Annotated in this window: 12 protein-coding genes and 1 tRNA gene; 8 read left to right on the top strand and 5 right to left on the bottom strand. The window is 53.5% G+C overall.

Translation table 11 applies throughout. The features are described from left to right. Positions 1-46: 46 nt before the first annotated feature. The 3 genes from EB809_RS04460 to EB809_RS04450 all read left to right on the top strand — a co-directional run bounded on the left by EB809_RS04460 (position 47) and on the right by EB809_RS04450 (position 3,123). The gene (locus EB809_RS04460) at positions 47-1,234 is read left to right on the top strand and encodes an amino acid ABC transporter permease (RefSeq protein ID WP_123633613.1); all 1,188 of its coding nucleotides are present in this window, start codon (positions 47-49) and stop codon (positions 1,232-1,234) included. An 11-nt stretch (positions 1,235-1,245) separates the two neighbouring features. Then, entirely contained in the window at positions 1,246-2,316 is a 1,071-nt protein-coding gene (locus tag EB809_RS04455) for an amino acid ABC transporter permease (protein ID WP_411711058.1), read from the top strand. A gap of 96 nt (positions 2,317-2,412) precedes the next feature. Next, positions 2,413-3,123 carry an amino acid ABC transporter ATP-binding protein gene (locus EB809_RS04450; RefSeq protein WP_407944060.1) on the top strand — a complete coding sequence of 237 codons (711 nt, stop codon included), beginning with the start codon at positions 2,413-2,415 and terminating at the stop codon, positions 3,121-3,123. Between the two features lie 72 nt (positions 3,124-3,195). On the opposite strand, the gene EB809_RS04445 is transcribed toward EB809_RS04450, so the two are convergent. Then, complete coding sequence (locus EB809_RS04445) at positions 3,196-3,819, bottom strand: YbhB/YbcL family Raf kinase inhibitor-like protein (RefSeq protein ID WP_123633611.1); 624 nt, start codon at positions 3,817-3,819, stop codon at positions 3,196-3,198. A gap of 419 nt (positions 3,820-4,238) precedes the next feature. Here EB809_RS04445 and EB809_RS04440 point away from each other — a divergent pair, with 419 nt between their 5' ends. Together EB809_RS04440 and EB809_RS04435 are read left to right on the top strand one after the other, a co-directional pair. Beyond that, complete coding sequence (locus EB809_RS04440; RefSeq protein ID WP_123633610.1) at positions 4,239-5,546, top strand: NAD(P)/FAD-dependent oxidoreductase; 1,308 nt, start codon at positions 4,239-4,241, stop codon at positions 5,544-5,546. A 94-nt stretch (positions 5,547-5,640) separates the two neighbouring features. Next, complete coding sequence (locus tag EB809_RS04435) at positions 5,641-6,564, top strand: sterol desaturase family protein (protein WP_123633609.1); 924 nt, start codon at positions 5,641-5,643, stop codon at positions 6,562-6,564. Positions 6,565-6,706: 142 nt separating this feature from the next. Here the strand turns inward: EB809_RS04435 and EB809_RS04430 are convergent, their stop codons facing one another. Further along, positions 6,707-8,413: a hypothetical protein gene (locus tag EB809_RS04430; RefSeq protein ID WP_123633608.1), complete on the bottom strand. Its 1,707-nt coding sequence runs from the start codon at positions 8,411-8,413 to the stop codon at positions 6,707-6,709. Positions 8,414-8,795: 382 nt separating this feature from the next. Between EB809_RS04430 and EB809_RS04425 the strand changes: the two genes are divergently transcribed. Genes EB809_RS04425 through EB809_RS04415 form a run of 3 tightly spaced genes read left to right on the top strand, consistent with a single transcriptional unit; the run spans position 8,796 to position 12,813 of the window. Continuing rightward, on the top strand, positions 8,796-10,964 hold the full coding sequence (locus EB809_RS04425; RefSeq protein ID WP_123633607.1) for an ATP-binding protein: 2,169 nt from the start codon (positions 8,796-8,798) through the stop codon (positions 10,962-10,964). Positions 10,965-10,983: 19 nt separating this feature from the next. Further along, positions 10,984-12,384: a hypothetical protein gene (locus EB809_RS04420; protein ID WP_123633606.1), complete on the top strand. Its 1,401-nt coding sequence runs from the start codon at positions 10,984-10,986 to the stop codon at positions 12,382-12,384. After that, positions 12,385-12,813, top strand: coding sequence for a very short patch repair endonuclease (locus EB809_RS04415; protein ID WP_123633605.1), 429 nt, complete (start codon positions 12,385-12,387; stop codon positions 12,811-12,813). Here EB809_RS04415 and EB809_RS04410 read toward each other — a convergent pair. The 3 genes from EB809_RS04410 to EB809_RS04400 all read right to left on the bottom strand — a co-directional run bounded on the left by EB809_RS04410 (position 12,803) and on the right by EB809_RS04400 (position 15,294). Beyond that, the gene (locus EB809_RS04410) at positions 12,803-13,957 is read right to left on the bottom strand and encodes a restriction endonuclease (protein WP_123633604.1); all 1,155 of its coding nucleotides are present in this window, start codon (positions 13,955-13,957) and stop codon (positions 12,803-12,805) included. The two genes, EB809_RS04415 and EB809_RS04410, sit on opposite strands and share 11 nt — an antisense overlap. Next, positions 13,958-14,941: a DNA cytosine methyltransferase gene (locus EB809_RS04405; RefSeq protein WP_123633603.1), complete on the bottom strand. Its 984-nt coding sequence runs from the start codon at positions 14,939-14,941 to the stop codon at positions 13,958-13,960. It lies immediately after the preceding gene. 279 nt (positions 14,942-15,220) lie between these two features. Then, a tRNA-Gly gene (locus EB809_RS04400) sits at positions 15,221-15,294 on the bottom strand. Positions 15,295-15,496 lie beyond the last annotated feature (202 nt).

Below are 15,496 nucleotides of genomic sequence, written 5' to 3'. Positions count from 1 at the left end.
CCGTGAATGACGTTTTATTCCCTCCAGTTGCTTTCCGGGATTGTCCATGAACGATAATAATCCGCCTCTACAACCGTCTCGCAGCAAACCGTGGAACGACCCGCGGGTGCGCGCGATTTTCTTCCAGGTCGTGGCGCTCGCCGCGATCGCCTGGTCCGGCTGGACACTGATCGAAAACACGCTCGCCAATATGGAGAGCCGCGGGATCAGCACGGGGTTTGGCTTCCTCGACCAGTCCGCCGGCTTCGGCATTATCATGAGCCTGATTCCCTACGACGCGACCTATAGCTATGGCCGCACGTTCTTTGTCGGGCTGCTCAATACTTTGTTGGTCTCAGCCATGGGCATCGTGGCGGCCACCATACTCGGTTTCATCATCGGCGTGGCCCGCCTCTCCAGTAACTGGCTGATCGCCAAGCTGTCGCTGGCCTACATCGAGATCATCCGCAACATTCCCATCCTGCTTCAGATCTTCTTCTGGTATTTCGCCGTGTTGCGCAGCCTGCCGACACCACGCCAGAGCGTGGATGTGGGTGGCGTGTTCTTCCTCAATAACCGCGGGCTCTACCTGCCCGATCCGATCGCGCAACCCGGGTTTGGCTGGGTTGAGGCTGCGCTGGTCATTGCCATCGTGGCGGTCGTGGTCATCAAGCGCTGGGCCAAGAAGCGCCAGTTGGCTACCGGGGAGATCTTCCCGACGGTCAAGGTCGGCATCAGCCTCCTGATCGGTCTGCCACTGCTGGCGTATCTGGCGACCGGTGGGCCCATTGAGTGGGATATTCCGGCGTTGAAGGGCTTCAACTTCGGCGGTGGCATCACGCTGATTCCCGAGCTGGCGGCCCTGTGGGTGGCCCTGACGCTGTTTACCGCGGCCTTTATCGCGGAGATCGTGCGGTCCGGGATCCTGTCCGTCAGCAAGGGACAGACCGAAGCCGCCCGCGCGCTGGGCCTTCACAACGGCCTGACCTTGCGTCTGGTGGTGATTCCCCAGGCCATGCGGGTGATCATTCCGCCGCTGACCAGTCAGTACCTGAACCTGTTCAAGAACTCCTCGCTGGCGACGGCCATCGGCTATCCCGATCTCGTGTCGGTCTTCATGGGCACGACGCTCAACCAGACCGGTCAGGCCGTGGAAGTGGTGGCCATGACCATGGCGGTGTACCTCACGGTCAGTCTGCTGATCTCCTTCTTCATGAACCTGTACAACCGCGCCGCTGCGCTTAAGGAGAGATGATGAGCGAATCAATGGCACCTCCCAAACGCGCGTTTGCGCCCGTGCAGTGGATGCGGGATAACCTGTTCAACACCTGGTACAACATCCTGTTGACCGTGGTGGTTGTCTACATGATCGGCACCAGCATCGGACCGCTGCTGAACTGGCTGTTCCTGGACGCTACGTTCACCGGCGCCGATCCCAAGGATTGTGTGGGCGATGGCGCCTGCTGGCTGTTTATCAACCAGCGGTTGAACTTCTTCATGTATGGCTTCTACCCGGATGCCCAGCAGTGGCGGGTGGACATCATGTTCTTCCTGCTGGCGGTGGCCTTTGTGCCCCAGTTCATCGAGCGCTTCCCGGCGCGGCGCTGGCTGGGCATCTTCGGCATGACCGGCCTGCCGATCATCGGTTACATCCTGATTCCCGGCGGCTGGTTCGGGCTGGAAGAAGTCCAGAGCAACAAGTGGGGCGGGTTGATGCTGACGCTGATCCTGGCCTACGTCGGCATCATCGGGTCGTTGCCGCTGGGGATCATCCTGGCGCTGGGCCGGCGCTCCGAAATGCCGGTAATCCGGGGCTTCTGCGTCATCTTCATTGAAGTCTGGCGGGCGGTACCACTGATCACCGTGCTGTTCATGGCGTCGGTGATGCTGCCGCTGTTCCTGCCTGAAGGCATGAACTTCGAGAAGCTGTTGCGGGCGCTGATCGGGATCACCCTGTGGCAGTCGGCCTACATGGCGGAAGTCATCCGCGGCGGTCTGCAGGCGATTCCCCGTGGTCAGTACGAGGCCGGCAGTGCGCTGGGTCTGGGCTACTGGCGCAAGATGCGGCTGATTATCCTGCCGCAGGCACTGACGCTGGTCATCCCGGGCATCGTTAACACGTTTATCGGCTTGTTCATGGACACCACGCTGGTGTTGATCATCGGCCTGTTCGATATTCTGGGAACGGTGCAGTCCACGATCACCGACCCCGCGTGGCAGAACGTCGCGATCGAAGGCTATGTCTTCGTTGCCTTCTGTTTCTGGGTGTTCTGTTTTGGCATGTCGCGCTACAGCCAGAACCTGGAACGCAAGCTGGATACCGGTCACAAGACCTGATGGATAACTATCATGACTGAACAAATGCAATCCGAGCAGGGCCAGACGGTCGTTGATTCCGCCAAGGCGGACAAAACCATCATTCACGTGGAAGCCATGCACAAGTGGTACGGCAGCTTCCACGTGTTGAAGAACCTCAACCTGGATGTGGCCCAGGGCGAGCGGATCGTGATCTGTGGCCCGTCCGGGTCCGGCAAGTCCACGTTCATTCGCTGCATCAACCGGTTGGAAGAGCACCAGCAAGGCAAGATCGTGGTGGATGGCGTGGAGCTCACCGACGACGTGCGCCACATCGACAGCGTGCGCAAGGAAGTGGGCATGGTGTTCCAGCACTTCAACCTGTTCCCGCACATGACGGTGCTGGAGAACTGCTGCGTGGCGCCGATCTGGGTCCGCAAGACCCCGCGCAAGGAAGCGGAAGCGACCGCGATGGAATACCTCAAGCGGGTCAAGATCCCGGACCAGGCGAACAAGTACCCCGGCCAGTTGTCCGGCGGTCAGCAGCAGCGAGTGGCGATCGCCCGGGCACTGTGCATGAAGCCCAAGATCATGCTGTTCGACGAGCCCACCTCGGCGCTCGATCCGGAGATGATCAAGGAAGTGCTCGACACCATGATCGAGCTGGCGTCCAGCGGCATGACCATGCTCTGCGTGACCCACGAGATGGGTTTCGCCAAGACGGTGGCCGACCGGGTGATCTTCATGGATGGCGGCGAGATCGTGGAATCGGCGCCGCCGCATGATTTCTTCGACAACCCGCAGGAACCCCGCACCCAGCAGTTCCTCAAGCAGATCCTGCACCACTAGGACAGAACCCGGAACGACAAAGGGCATGCTTTCGCGCATGCCCTTGGTTTTTGGTGTGGGTTAGATGGTCGATCAGCGCAACGCCGGGTTCAGCGTGTAGGTGGCGCTGACACGGGCGCTAGCCAGCACGTGGCCCTGCATGGCCTCGCGGACGGCATCGCCTTCGAAATCGCCACTCAGGCCCAGGGTCTCCACATCCAGGGCATGGACCTCGTAGTAATAGCGGTGCACCAGCTCGTCGTTCCAGGGCGGGCAGGGACCGTCATAACCGGCGTAAGTGCCGGCCATGTCCGGGTTGCCGGCCAGGAAATGGGTGTATGTGTTGATGCCGCGAATGCCGATCGGGCCCGGGCCGCCTTTCTTGCCCTTGGGGATCACGCCGTCGCTGTCCGCGCCTTCGGGGATGCGTGACGTGTCGGCCGGGACATCCACCAGCAGCCAGTGGAAAAAGTCGACCCGCGGCAGATCCTTGTCGACCGTCTTACCTTCCTGGTTCACGTCGTCGGCGACGCTGGGCACATCCGGGTCATACATCATGACCACGAAGCTCCGGGTACCGGCCGGGGCGTCCGACCACTCCATTTCCGGGTTGCGATTGGGGCCGAAGCTCATGTGGTCCTCTTCGCTGTAGACACCGAACGCGAAGGTTTCCGGGACGGGCTGGCCTTCGGTAATCCCTTTCACTTGCAGTTTCACGGTTTGCTCCTTTTGGTGTTGGAGAACGGGGGAAGCCGCTGAACAAGCACTGATCAACCTGAGGCCCAGCAGCGCTTGTCCAGAGACTCCCAGATACGTTGTAACAGGGCGTTTTTCCCTGTGTCCAGTGTCGGTTTTGTCAGTGTCGACGGATGACGCGGGTCCACCACGGCCCTTGGAGCGTCACTGTTGATGTCGTAAAATAACGACATATTGAGGGTCCGCATCACGAATCACGAGCGAACGACCGGTGCAGGTAGTTTCCACGCTGCCTCCGGAAGTCGCATTGTGTGTATCCTGCCCACTCGATAGGATACGCCCTCCTCACCCTGAGTGAAGACAGCCAAAAGCGTCTGGTCCGTCCGGTGCCGTTGTCCGGTCAGAGCTGTTGGCTGTCTTTTCTTATCGGGAACCCCGCAATGGATAAACTGCATCATATTGTCGTCGTCGGCGGTGGCGCCGGCGGTCTTGAACTCGTGACGCGTCTGGGCAACCGGCTCGGCAAAAAGCAGAAAGCCCGCATCACGCTGGTGGACGCCGGGCTGACGCACGTCTGGAAACCCCTGCTGCACGAAGTGGCCTCCGGATCTCTGGATGCCAGCGCCAACGAGATCAATTACCGGGCCCACGCCCGCAAGCACCACTATGAGTTCCAGCTTGGCCGCATGGCCGGCCTGGATCGGGATAAGCGCGAACTGGTCATCGACGCGTTCCACGATCAGGACGGTGAGGAAGTGGTGCCGGAGCGGCGCATCGGCTACGACACCCTCGTGATCGCCGTCGGCAGCACGGCCAACGATTTCGGCACCCCGGGCGCCCAGTCCAACTGCCTGTTCCTCGACAGCCTGGAGCAGGCCCGGCGCTTCCACGACCTGATGCTCAATGCCTTCCTGCGCAAGAATCACGACGCTGGCGAAGGCGGCAGCGGCCAGCTTCCAATCACCATCATCGGCGCCGGTGCGACCGGTGTGGAGCTGGCGGCGGAACTGCGACTGGCGTCCCGCGAGTTGCCGGTGTACGGCATGAACTACCTGCGCCCGGAAGACATCAGCATCTCGGTGGTCGAAGCCGCCGAACGCATTTTGCCCGCCCTGCCGGCACGGTTGTCCGTGGCGGCCACGAAAGAGCTGGAGTACCAGAACGTGACCGTGCTGACCGGCCAGCCGGTGAGTGAGGTGCGTGAAGACAGCATCGTTATGAGGGACGGCACGGAACTGCCCTCGGAAATGACCATCTGGGCTGCCGGTATCAAGGCGCCAGCCTTCCTGGCCAAGCTGGGTCTGGAAACCAGCCGGGGCAATCAGTTGCTGGTCAAGCAGACGCTGCAGACTACCCAGGACGACAATATCTTCGCCCTCGGCGATTGCGCGGCCTGCCCGCAGCCGGATTCGGACCGCCCGGTGCCGCCGCGCGCCCAGTCGGCGCACCAGCAGGCGGCGACGCTGTACAAGTCGCTGGTCAACCGTCTGGAAGGCAAGGAGGCGGTGCCGTTCGTCTACAACGATCACGGCTCGCTGATCAACTTCAGCCGCTACACCACCGTCGGCAACCTGATGGGCAACCTGTCTGGCCGCAGCATGTACGTGGAAGGCAAGGTGGCGCGGTTGTTCTACCTGTCCCTCTACCGCATGCACCAGGTGGCGCTGCATGGCCTGCTGCGCACCGGCGTGATCTGGTTCATGGATCGCATCAGCCGGGCGATGCAGCCGCGCCTGAAACTGCACTGACGCCATCGGCCAGTGAAAACGTCGGGATGGGTCACCGATCCCGACGGCTTCCGGTGACATACTGAATCCAGTACAACGATAAACTGGAGTGTGTATGTCACCGACCCCCCTGACGGATCTACTGGGTTTCGATCCCCATCTGGTCACCCTGGCCCTGGCGCCGGCCTTCTTCCTCGCCATGGCGGGTGAGTGGCTGCATCTGCGCCACAACCGCGCGGCCTATCCGTCAGCCACCTACACCTGGGCCGATACCCTGAGCAACATGACCCTGGCCGGGCTCTATCAGGCCAGCGACGTGATTGCGGCGCTGCTGACTATCGTGGTCTACAACGCCCTGTTCGACGTGCGCCTGTTCGATATTCCCTTCAACGGCTGGTCGGTGGCGTTGCTGTTCCTGGTGCAGGACTTTGTCTACTACTGGTTCCATCGGGCGCACCATCGCATCCGCTGGTTCTGGTGCTCCCACGTGGTGCATCATTCTTCGGAGAAGCTCAATCTCTCCACCGCCTTCCGCCAGAGCGTGACCTACCCGATCACCGGCATGTGGCTGTTCTGGCTGCCGATCGTGTTTATCGGCTTTCCGCCGGAGACGGTCATCTTCGCCGTCGCCATCAGCCTGGCGTACCAGTTTTTTATCCACACCCAGGCCATCGGCAAGCTGGGCCCACTGGAGTGGGTGCTCAATACGCCCTCCCACCACCGGGCCCATCACGGTCGCAACCCGCGCTATATCGACAAGAACTACGGCGGCATCCTGATTATCTGGGATCGTCTGTTTGGCACGTTTGTGGAAGAAGATGCGGTGGAAAAGCCGGATTACGGCATCCCGCGCCAGATCCGCACCCACAACCCGGTGACGCTCAATTTCCACGAGTGGCGGGACATGTTCCGGGACCTGGTAGCGCCGGGGCTGACGCTGAAAGAACGGGGTCTGGTGCTGTTTGGGCCACCGGAGCTGGCGGAGACGCTGGGGCGGCATCGATCGGCAGAGGAAATGGAGCGGGTGAAGGGAATCTAACTATACTTATAGATCATGCGGTTAGATGCGAATACTTGGTTCGCCATACAAGTCGCCATACAAGCGGGCAGGCGCTGCATTTTTCGTTATTTTTTGTAACTTCGGAAGCGATTCGCTCCCGTCACCTAGCGCTGCAGCCCTATCATTCTCCAGAGTCAGAAGGGTAAGACGGATAATCAAGAGTGACAGTCAAGTTAGGAAACTTGAAGTCACGACTCAGAAACTCCGGCTCGTGAAAGTAACTTTCTCCTTCCTTTACTCTAACGGGAATTTCCAGTAGCGGTGAATCGGCGCCTGACAACAAATGAGTATAGACAGCCTGCATCTCCGGCCATCCTAGCCAGCAAGCTCGGTCATCGTAGACATGGTCTCCCGAGAACCGAGCCTCGTATCGCGCTATCACGTATAAAACAGGCGGGCGGCGGGACAGCGTCCCCTCTATCCCAAGCCCCGCAGCAACCTCCTGCGAAGAACGTCCGTCAATCCAAGATACAACACGCTTCACCCATTCATTTGCTTTCTCAATATTTTTTCTTCGACTTTCTCTCTCTTTTAATGAGAAGCCAAACACGTCGTGCCATTTAAGCTGAACCAATGCAAGGTCACCGGTTTCCCGATCAACGATCACAGCATCGATATCTGTGATCACAGAGCCACTTTCGCGACGAAGCTTGAAACCGTGGTCTGGAACTAAATACCTTGAATGGGAGAAAAGCTCCCCCAAACTCGCCCTGAAAACAGCCTCACGGTTATCAACTGCGCGGTCCCAATCAACCCGATAGCGATCTCGCAAATGACGGAATAGGGCGAAATAAGAGTTCAAAAGTGCCCCAAAGCATGGGAGTAGAAGAAAGTTTTTTCCGATTCCAATATAGAAAACCGTGGGCACCTCGAACGCCTGCTCCCACCCGTCCAAATCCTCGTGCTCAAGGGTCAAAGCTCGCATCGTGGCTCTGATCTGGCTGGGAGGTAGACCCGCCTCTTCCCAAACCGCCTCCGCATCGTCCCGCCTGATGAAGATGGTAAGGACATTGTCGAGGGCTATAGACGGCTTTTTGTTATGAAGAAACATCGCAAAATCTATATGGGTCAAAATACGGCCAAGAGCTTGGTTGCATGCTTCTTTCCAGTCGCCGAACGTCCTGTCGCCAATGGGAGTCTCATCCGGAAAAGCTTCTCCTTCGGGAAACGAGCGAGAAAAAAGCCTAGCGTTTTCACGATAGGCTTCGACAATCGGCCAGTCATTGTCGTAGCGGATGAACCAGTCATCTGACGGCTGTACGTATTTCTTCATTCGGGCGTGAAGCTTGTTCCAGTACTTGCGTTTTCGAGTGCTTAGAAATGTTTTGCGCTCCTCTGCGAGCATACTCCGCAAATAACGAGAAGCCTCCTCGGGTACACCAGCCGACACGGTGATCCTATAATGGTCAGAGGTGATCTTCTCAGTACTTGCCAAGCCGAAACGCTCTAAGGCTGCCATACGACGAAGAAAGGTCAAACTGCCACAAGCGTTTAGATAGGAGTACGCGAAATCGGTTTGAACCGGATCGCTCGGCCCGAACGGAAGACCTCCGCCCTGGAATTTCGTCGCAGCGAGGAATGGCCGAAGAGCAGGAGCACATCCTTTAAGCAATACCATCGGATTTACTTTTTGAGCTCGCGCCGGATTTGCTTGTCCGGAGTATCGCCATAAGGCAGACACAGTGGTGAAGTCCAGGACCCGTGTAATTGCGATCACAGCTTCAGCCTCCCTACCCTCAAAGGCCCGGAGCGCCTCTTCCTGGAATTGCCCCAGGCGGGCAGACAATGCATCGTCAGTCTCCGACGACCATTTTTTGTCCTTCAACAACTTTCCCTCCCTGCTGTGGGTGGGGCCAAAACCTTGAGAAACCGCTCCAGTCTTCGTCAATTGACACCGAAATCGCAAGGCGTAGCCCGAGATGTGGTTGACTGTAGCGAAAATAAAGTCTCGAATACGATTTTAGCGTCCTAATTTTCGAGATGTCGACGAGCGTAAGAGACGCCACCGTCCAATATTGTGATACATGGCAGTCCGCTCACCATTTACGAACTAGAAAATCAGAAGATTGGCTCTCGGGTATACTTAATACATTAAATAACCCACTTTAGACCATTATAAATAACGCGCCTATTATATCCAAATTAAATATCTTATAAAAATTGAATCTCTATACAACTGGCAATCATTTTATCAATACAGCGGGCCTTGTATGCAGGAAACGAAGAAAGAGTTTAGACCAAGAGCACGGATAATGGAGCTTTTGGGAGAGCAATTAATCAAGAGTCATACTCTAGCTCTTTTCGAACTTATCAAAAATTCATACGACGCTGATGCCGAAAATGTATCTTTACTTTTGCTCAACATAAACGCCGAGGACGGCGCGATTGAAGTTCAAGATGATGGTATTGGCATGGACTTTGATACAGTTTCCAATATATGGATGGAACCCGCACATGGTCATAAAGGCGAAAGCAGAAAGAAAGGAATTAGGACCGAGAAGGGACGTCTTCCAGTAGGTGAAAAGGGCGTAGGTCGGTTTGCAGTGCACCGCTTAGGAACTGAAATCGAACTCGTAACGAAATCAAAGGAGTCGGCAGAGGTTGTTGTTAATATTAACTGGCTTGATTTAGAAAGCCATAAGTACTTAGATGAGGCAAAAGTACAAATTAAGGAACGACCCCCTGAAGTCTTCTCTGACCAAACCCATGGTACAAGAATCACCATATCCGGTCTAAAACAAAAATGGCGCAGGGGTGACGTAAGGAAACTTTACCGATCAGTCCTTGGAATGACTAGCGGAAAGATCGGCCAAAACGGTGAAAATGACTTCACTGTCGATTTTACACTTGAGCCTGATATCGGTTGGCTTAATGGATTTTTTGATCCAGAAACAGCCAGAGACCAGGCAATGTTCAAATTTGATTTCGAACTAACAGACGAAGGCCTAAAATATACCTACAAGTTTGAGCCGCTTCCAGCAATCAAATCCGATTACCCAAACATTATTGAGGGGCGAAAAATTGAGATCGAAAGGAAATATCCGGAATTCTTTACAAAAGCGCCACCTGGTGACGATGGATGGCGCAAAAGGAACGAGCGGGCCGCACGCCCCATCCTTGGCAAGTCAGAAGATGAAAATAGCCTTGGAATAGGACCTTTAAAAGGGTCAATTATTGCGTTCGACTTGGATAGAGATGTAAAACAAAGATATTTAAAAGATGAGATGTCAGGTCTTTCAGAATTTTTGAAGGAGCAAGGCGGCGTCAGAGTATATAGGGATGGCCTTAGAGTATATAACTACGGCGAACCCGGCGACGACTGGCTGGGCCTAGACCACCGCCGCATTCAAAGGCCGACAGGAAAACTCAGCAACCAACTTATGCTTGGCGAAGTTCAACTTGAACTTTCAGACAGCTACAACCTTCGAGAGAAGACGAACCGAGAAGGGTTTATAGAGAACGATGCATACTACGAATTACAATATGCGATGCTTTGTATACTCACTGATTTTGAAGCTGAGCGAAACAAGGATAAAAAGCTCCTTCGCTCTATACTAGACACGCCTCCTGGCGCCTCGAAATATAAGCCAAACCGGCGAAAAACAACTGACGAACTATTAAGTGAACTGAAAACAGCAGTTTTCGAAAAAAAGTTGACAAACGAAATCGGTGATATTGTAGACAAGGTGTCTAAATCCTACACAGAAACCAGGGACGTTCTTCTAAGTTCAGCCGGAGCAGGGATGGGTTTGGTCACAGTATTTCATGAATTAGAGAGGGGAGTACGAAACCTACATTCCTCTATATCGGAAGGCCAATCCCCAGAGCAGCTAAAAGAACAATCAAAAGGATTAATATCTCTGCTCCAGGGCGCTATGTATATGGTCAGCAGAGGAAAAATGGAAAAGATTTCGGCCTCTCGCTTGGTGGAGTTCGCTTGTCTTACTCAAGACCTTCGCTTCAAATACCACAAGATCAATTTTAAGAATGGTTTCGAAAGCCAACCTGAAAAGGACTTCGAGGTCCTCGGTATACGTCGTATGTTAACCGCTACGTTAGTTAATCTTATCGACAATGCGATTTACTGGAGTGCTCAAACCGAAGCCGACGAAGCTATTATTTGGGTAGGCCCAAGCCGGGACCTTGAAGGTAACGCGATCGTCGTAGCTGACAACGGCCCAGGCCTGCTCGATGGTGCTGAAGATGTAGTACAACCTTTTTTCTCTAGAAAATCAGACGGGATGGGTATTGGGCTTTATTATAGCGATATGATCATGAAATCGCATGAAGGTAGGCTTGCGTTTCCTGAAAGTAATGCGGTTGAAGTGCCGGCCGCCTGTGATGGTGCGTTGGTCGCGATGGTTTTCAAGGGGGAGTAATATGCCACATAGAGGTAGAGTGGTCGTAATTGATGATAAGACGGAAGACGGGGAAGCAATCGTTAGAAGTCTATGGAAATTACAGGTGCCTAGCTTTTTTCTACATTACGATCAGGATGTTATTTCGAGTCTTGACTCGAATAAAAAATTAGATGGCATTAGATTTATATTTCAAGACATTGCCTTAGTGTCTCCAGACTTTCCCGGGAACGATGACTATTCTGCAGCAGCAGCCGGTATAGACAGAATATTAGACGACAATAATGGTCCGTGGCTTTTAATAACGTGGTCCACGTGGGGAAATGATCCGCAGCTCGGCAACCGTTATGCACAAGAACTTTTTGACTATCTATCGGAACGACTTCCTTCCGGAAAGCGCCCATATCAATATGCCGTTATTGACAAGAGGCCGTATGCAGAAGATCGTGAACACGGAGCAGTCAGAACTGACCTTAGTATGGAAGAAAAGAATCGACTATTTCATAATGTCCAAGATTCCATAACTCCTGTAGAGTCTCTTGAATCTCTCGCCCACTGGGAAGCGAACGTTAGGAGCAGTGCTTCTAGGGTATTACATAATCTTTGGAATATGGTCCCTCCAAGCTCCCCTCAAGAATTAAACAAAAGTTTGGGCGGCGTACTTTACCAGCTAGCAAAAGCTCAAGAAGGTTCTCGACTCAAGAAGAGTGACAACTTGGCGTTTCCGCTATACCAAATATTGTCAAGCATGTTATATGACAAAGTGAGCCATATGAATTCTGCGGAGGTGAAGGTTCCTGATGATGTTAAGCAGAGCGTTGAGGCACCACGAATAAACAGCATGCTACACTGGGACTCTGCATCCAAAAAAATCACCCCTTCCCCTGGTTGTGTATACGAATGGCCGTCAGATGAGCTGGTGAATCTTGGAACTATCTGTGTATCTAAAGACAACATCAAAGAATTTATCATGGATGCGTTTATAGGAGATGACGTAAATAAAAGAAGAGATGCCAGGAAAGATCCTGAGTTTTTGAAGAACGTAAGGCCTATCTTGTTCGACATCACTCCGGCCTGCGATCATGCGCAAGACAAGGCGTTTTGGCGTAGGTTTTTGGTGGGCATAATTGTTTATGAAAAAGCCAAGAAACATTTCTACAGAGATGGTGGGAAGAAGCTTCCAGGCGAATTTTTGAAGGCTACTCCAAAGCTACAAAATGGGGAAGATACTTGGTATCTGGTTCTTAATTCAAAGTTAGTAGTGTCAATTCCTGATCAAGCAGAGTATTTTTCAAGCAGGGATCGTGAACAATGCCCTCCGTTTGTCCCTATGGTTTCCAAGCTTGAACTTGTAGGAAGAGTTCGTGAACAGATGCTCCAGGAGTTTATCTCTTGGTACGGCAGAATGGCGACTCGCCCTGGCATAGTTAGCTTAAGTTAAATGGATACGCTAAGCCCCAAACAGCGCTCTTACTGCATGTCGCAGATCAAGGGTAAAAATACCTCTCCAGAAATGGCTCTTAGAAAGCAATTATGGAGAATGGGCTATCGGTATCGACTAAAGAGCAAACTACCAGGAAAGCCCGATTTGGTCTTCGCTAAGCACAAAGTTGTAGTTTTCGTGGATGGTTGTTTCTGGCATAAATGTCCCGATCATTTTGTACAGCCCAAGAAGAGAGCTATTTTCTGGCAGAGTAAGATCGATGCAAATGTCGAAAGGGATCATAAAAATAGTGAAACGCTGGAATCTCAGGGATGGCAGGTCATTCGTATTTGGGAGCATGAGATCAAGTCTTCACTGGAAGACAGCATTGCCCGGGTAGTTCAAGTATTGGAAGAGCAGAAGGACAGTAAGCGGCTTACAAACTAGCGAGCCATTTCTTTATCTGGTCGAAAGATCCAACACGATTCTTCAGCGTTGTGACGATATCTATGCCAGATATGATGACAACGGGATGTTGATCTTCTTTCAGCTCTTTATATGCCTGCGCTCCAAGGTAAGACGTCGTCACGAGAACACCAAATTGCCTGTGCCGCAAGCGTGACAGGAGTCTGGAAAGTTCTCGGACCCCAACCCCCTTCCCGTTCGGAGCATAGCATTTCGCTTCGAGCGCGAACTCAACTTCTATTGCACTCCGACCTTTTCCGACCCTATATGCTCCAACAGCGTCCCGACCACCGTCACGCCACGGGCGGGTGATTTCACAGTGACCGATGTCCGGCATGAAAAGACGAGATATCTCCACCGCAGCCGCTTCGAACGCTATCGGATTTTCCCGATACGTTTCATGTACCAGCGAGAGAATGCGGCAGTCTTCCTCTGACCGGGGAAGCTGCTGCTCTTTGGTTCGGATGTCGATTGTGTGTGGCGCATATAAAGGTGAGTATTTCCGTCCTGATACCCAATCAAGCCACGGTTTGGGTGCATGTCTTGACGAAACTGCTTTTCCAGCCTTTATGTCGTCAAGCCATTTGCGAGTGATGACAGGTACGTCAAGAATGGTGAATATCGACTTGTAGTTCTGAAATCTGAAATTGTTAGGCCCCTTCGATCGCCAAATCGCCACCAGGTCGTCGTCAGACCCTAGATTTTGAGCTCCCGGTACAGCGAGCCCCATGAAACGCATATCCCGATAGTCTCCGGTACCACCAAAAAGAAGCACAACGGGGAAGTGTTCGAAGGAGATAGGAGAATGACGGGCGTCAAACAAGTTCCTAAGAATCTGGTTGCCTTGTCTGGGTGTGTCGTGGATCCCTCGGGCCTCTTTATTGTCACCATAGTAAGTGAACAGCCCGCTTTCCGTGTCCAAATAGTCCGGCCAGTCAGGATCGTTAAAGTTGGTGACCAGTGCTAGTAACTTCAGCGTGTCGATGCCTGGCCGCTTCCCAAGGTGGCGAAAACCGGCGCCACTATCAACACCCAGCAGTCGCGGCAAGGGATCATCCGAGGCGTTTCCGTTACGGGAGCCGCCATAGACGTGGTCGACAATTAGATCAGTTTCAGCCAAGTTCATTCAGGAGGCCAGTCCTAACTCTTCATCTTCAATCTGCGCAATTTTCCTGAAGATGATCTCCATTACGGGGGAACATACACCGTTACCGCACAACTTGATCTTGTCCCGTCGACTGCCATGCGGCAGTAGGTGCCTTGATCCTGCACCCATTGCTTTCAGCAGTTCCGGCGGCTGCAACATCCTCAAATGGGGAATCCCACTCTCCCACGTGACCAAACCAAAACGATCGAGGGTGGTGACAGTACGCAAAGGCACATCCAGTGATTGCCACCCCCCAGCGTAGTCCGAGCCGTAATACACAACGATGAAATCTTTGCCAGGGCCAAGCTCTCTAATTGCTCTCTCAGCCCTTTCGATCGTGGCCTGGGCTCTCTTTTCAGTGTATAGCGGTCGGCTTTTGTAAACGCCAGACCAGTCGATGATGGACCGAGCAGTCTGAATTGATCGCTTCTGCAGCGAGAGTAAATCTTCCCTTGAAATCTCAGAGCCCTCTCGGTCGCAGACTAGAAACATTCGTTTGCGTGACTGGGGCACACCGAAGTCGGCGGCGTTGAGAACAAGATCGTTCACTTTGTAGCCGTGCGACTCGATACTGTCCACCAGCTCATTGTGGCGTCCCCATTTTTTCATGCGATTGACGTTTTCAACGATCAACCAGCGCGGTGCCATTGCATCGATCCAAGGGATAATTCCGATGGCTGTTTCCTTGCTTTGCTCGGAGCCTGGCTTAGCTCCGCGCGCAATTGAGTGGGACGTGCATTCCGGAGAGGTAAGTAATACGTCAGGGCAGTATTTTTTTGCCAGCTCTTTGGGATCAATTTTTTCAATGGGGGAGCAATGTACCTCTGCGGTAGGGAAATTGCTTTTGTATGTTTCTGTGGCGATATCCCATGCGTCGACCGCCAGGATTGGTTGGGCGCCTGCAGTCACGGCACCTCTTGCACCGAAACCACCCCCACAGAAAAGATCCGCAAACGTGATCATGCGTTGTTGCTCTACCTTCCATCGAATTTGCGAGTAATACTACCAGGTTAACAAGTGCTTCGTCTCTTTCATGACTGAATTGCTTTGTTCGAGGTGATGTCTTTAGGATTCTGAGCTAAACAACTTGAGGTAGAAGTACAGTAATGCTCGAATTCATGCGTTATCGATTACTCAGAACAGATTTTCATTACCGAGGGGCTGAGGCTGTGGTGGGTCGATTCTGTTCAATCCGGCGGCCTGAAAATGAATGTCGCTATGTTGAGGCTTCAGGAATGGAGGTGGAGCGGGTGAAGGGAATCGAACCCTCGTCGTAGGCTTGGGAAGCCTCTGCTCTACCATTGAGCTACACCCGCTTGCCGTGCCCCGGGACGGGGGCCTTGCAGGGAGCCAATATAGATTGTGAACTCTTGTCAGGCAAGGTCTACGTAGCGATTGCCTATGCTATTCTCTTGACGTGAGTTTGAACTCCCCGGAAGACTGATTTGACCACCGATTCGCGCCCTGCTTTAAGACGCGCTCTGGTCCAGGGATGGCCTGTCCTGCTGGTGCTTGCAC

Origin of the sequence: Marinobacter sp. R17, assembly GCF_003789045.1 — a bacterium.
In the GTDB taxonomy this organism is placed as follows: Bacteria; Pseudomonadota; Gammaproteobacteria; order Pseudomonadales; family Oleiphilaceae; genus Marinobacter_A; species Marinobacter_A mangrovi.
The sequence above is the reverse complement of the archived record's forward strand: the minus strand, read 5'-3'. Positions and strand labels throughout refer to the sequence as shown.

What these genes read in the sequence shown, in the direction of transcription:
- EB809_RS04415 (WP_123633605.1), top strand. Translation starts at nt 12,385, where the DNA reads ATGGATACGCTAAGCCCCAAACAGCGCTCTTACTGCATGTCGCAGATC.
- EB809_RS04435 (WP_123633609.1), top strand. Translation starts at nt 5,641, where the DNA reads ATGTCACCGACCCCCCTGACGGATCTACTGGGTTTCGATCCCCATCTG.
- EB809_RS04440 (WP_123633610.1), top strand. Translation starts at nt 4,239, where the DNA reads ATGGATAAACTGCATCATATTGTCGTCGTCGGCGGTGGCGCCGGCGGT.
- EB809_RS04460 (WP_123633613.1), top strand. Translation starts at nt 47, where the DNA reads ATGAACGATAATAATCCGCCTCTACAACCGTCTCGCAGCAAACCGTGG.
- EB809_RS04455 (WP_411711058.1), top strand. Translation starts at nt 1,246, where the DNA reads ATGGCACCTCCCAAACGCGCGTTTGCGCCCGTGCAGTGGATGCGGGAT.
- EB809_RS04410 (WP_123633604.1), bottom strand. Translation starts at nt 13,957, where the DNA reads ATGAACTTGGCTGAAACTGATCTAATTGTCGACCACGTCTATGGCGGC.
- EB809_RS04425 (WP_123633607.1), top strand. Translation starts at nt 8,796, where the DNA reads ATGCAGGAAACGAAGAAAGAGTTTAGACCAAGAGCACGGATAATGGAG.
- EB809_RS04450 (WP_407944060.1), top strand. Translation starts at nt 2,413, where the DNA reads ATGCACAAGTGGTACGGCAGCTTCCACGTGTTGAAGAACCTCAACCTG.
- EB809_RS04405 (WP_123633603.1), bottom strand. Translation starts at nt 14,941, where the DNA reads ATGATCACGTTTGCGGATCTTTTCTGTGGGGGTGGTTTCGGTGCAAGA.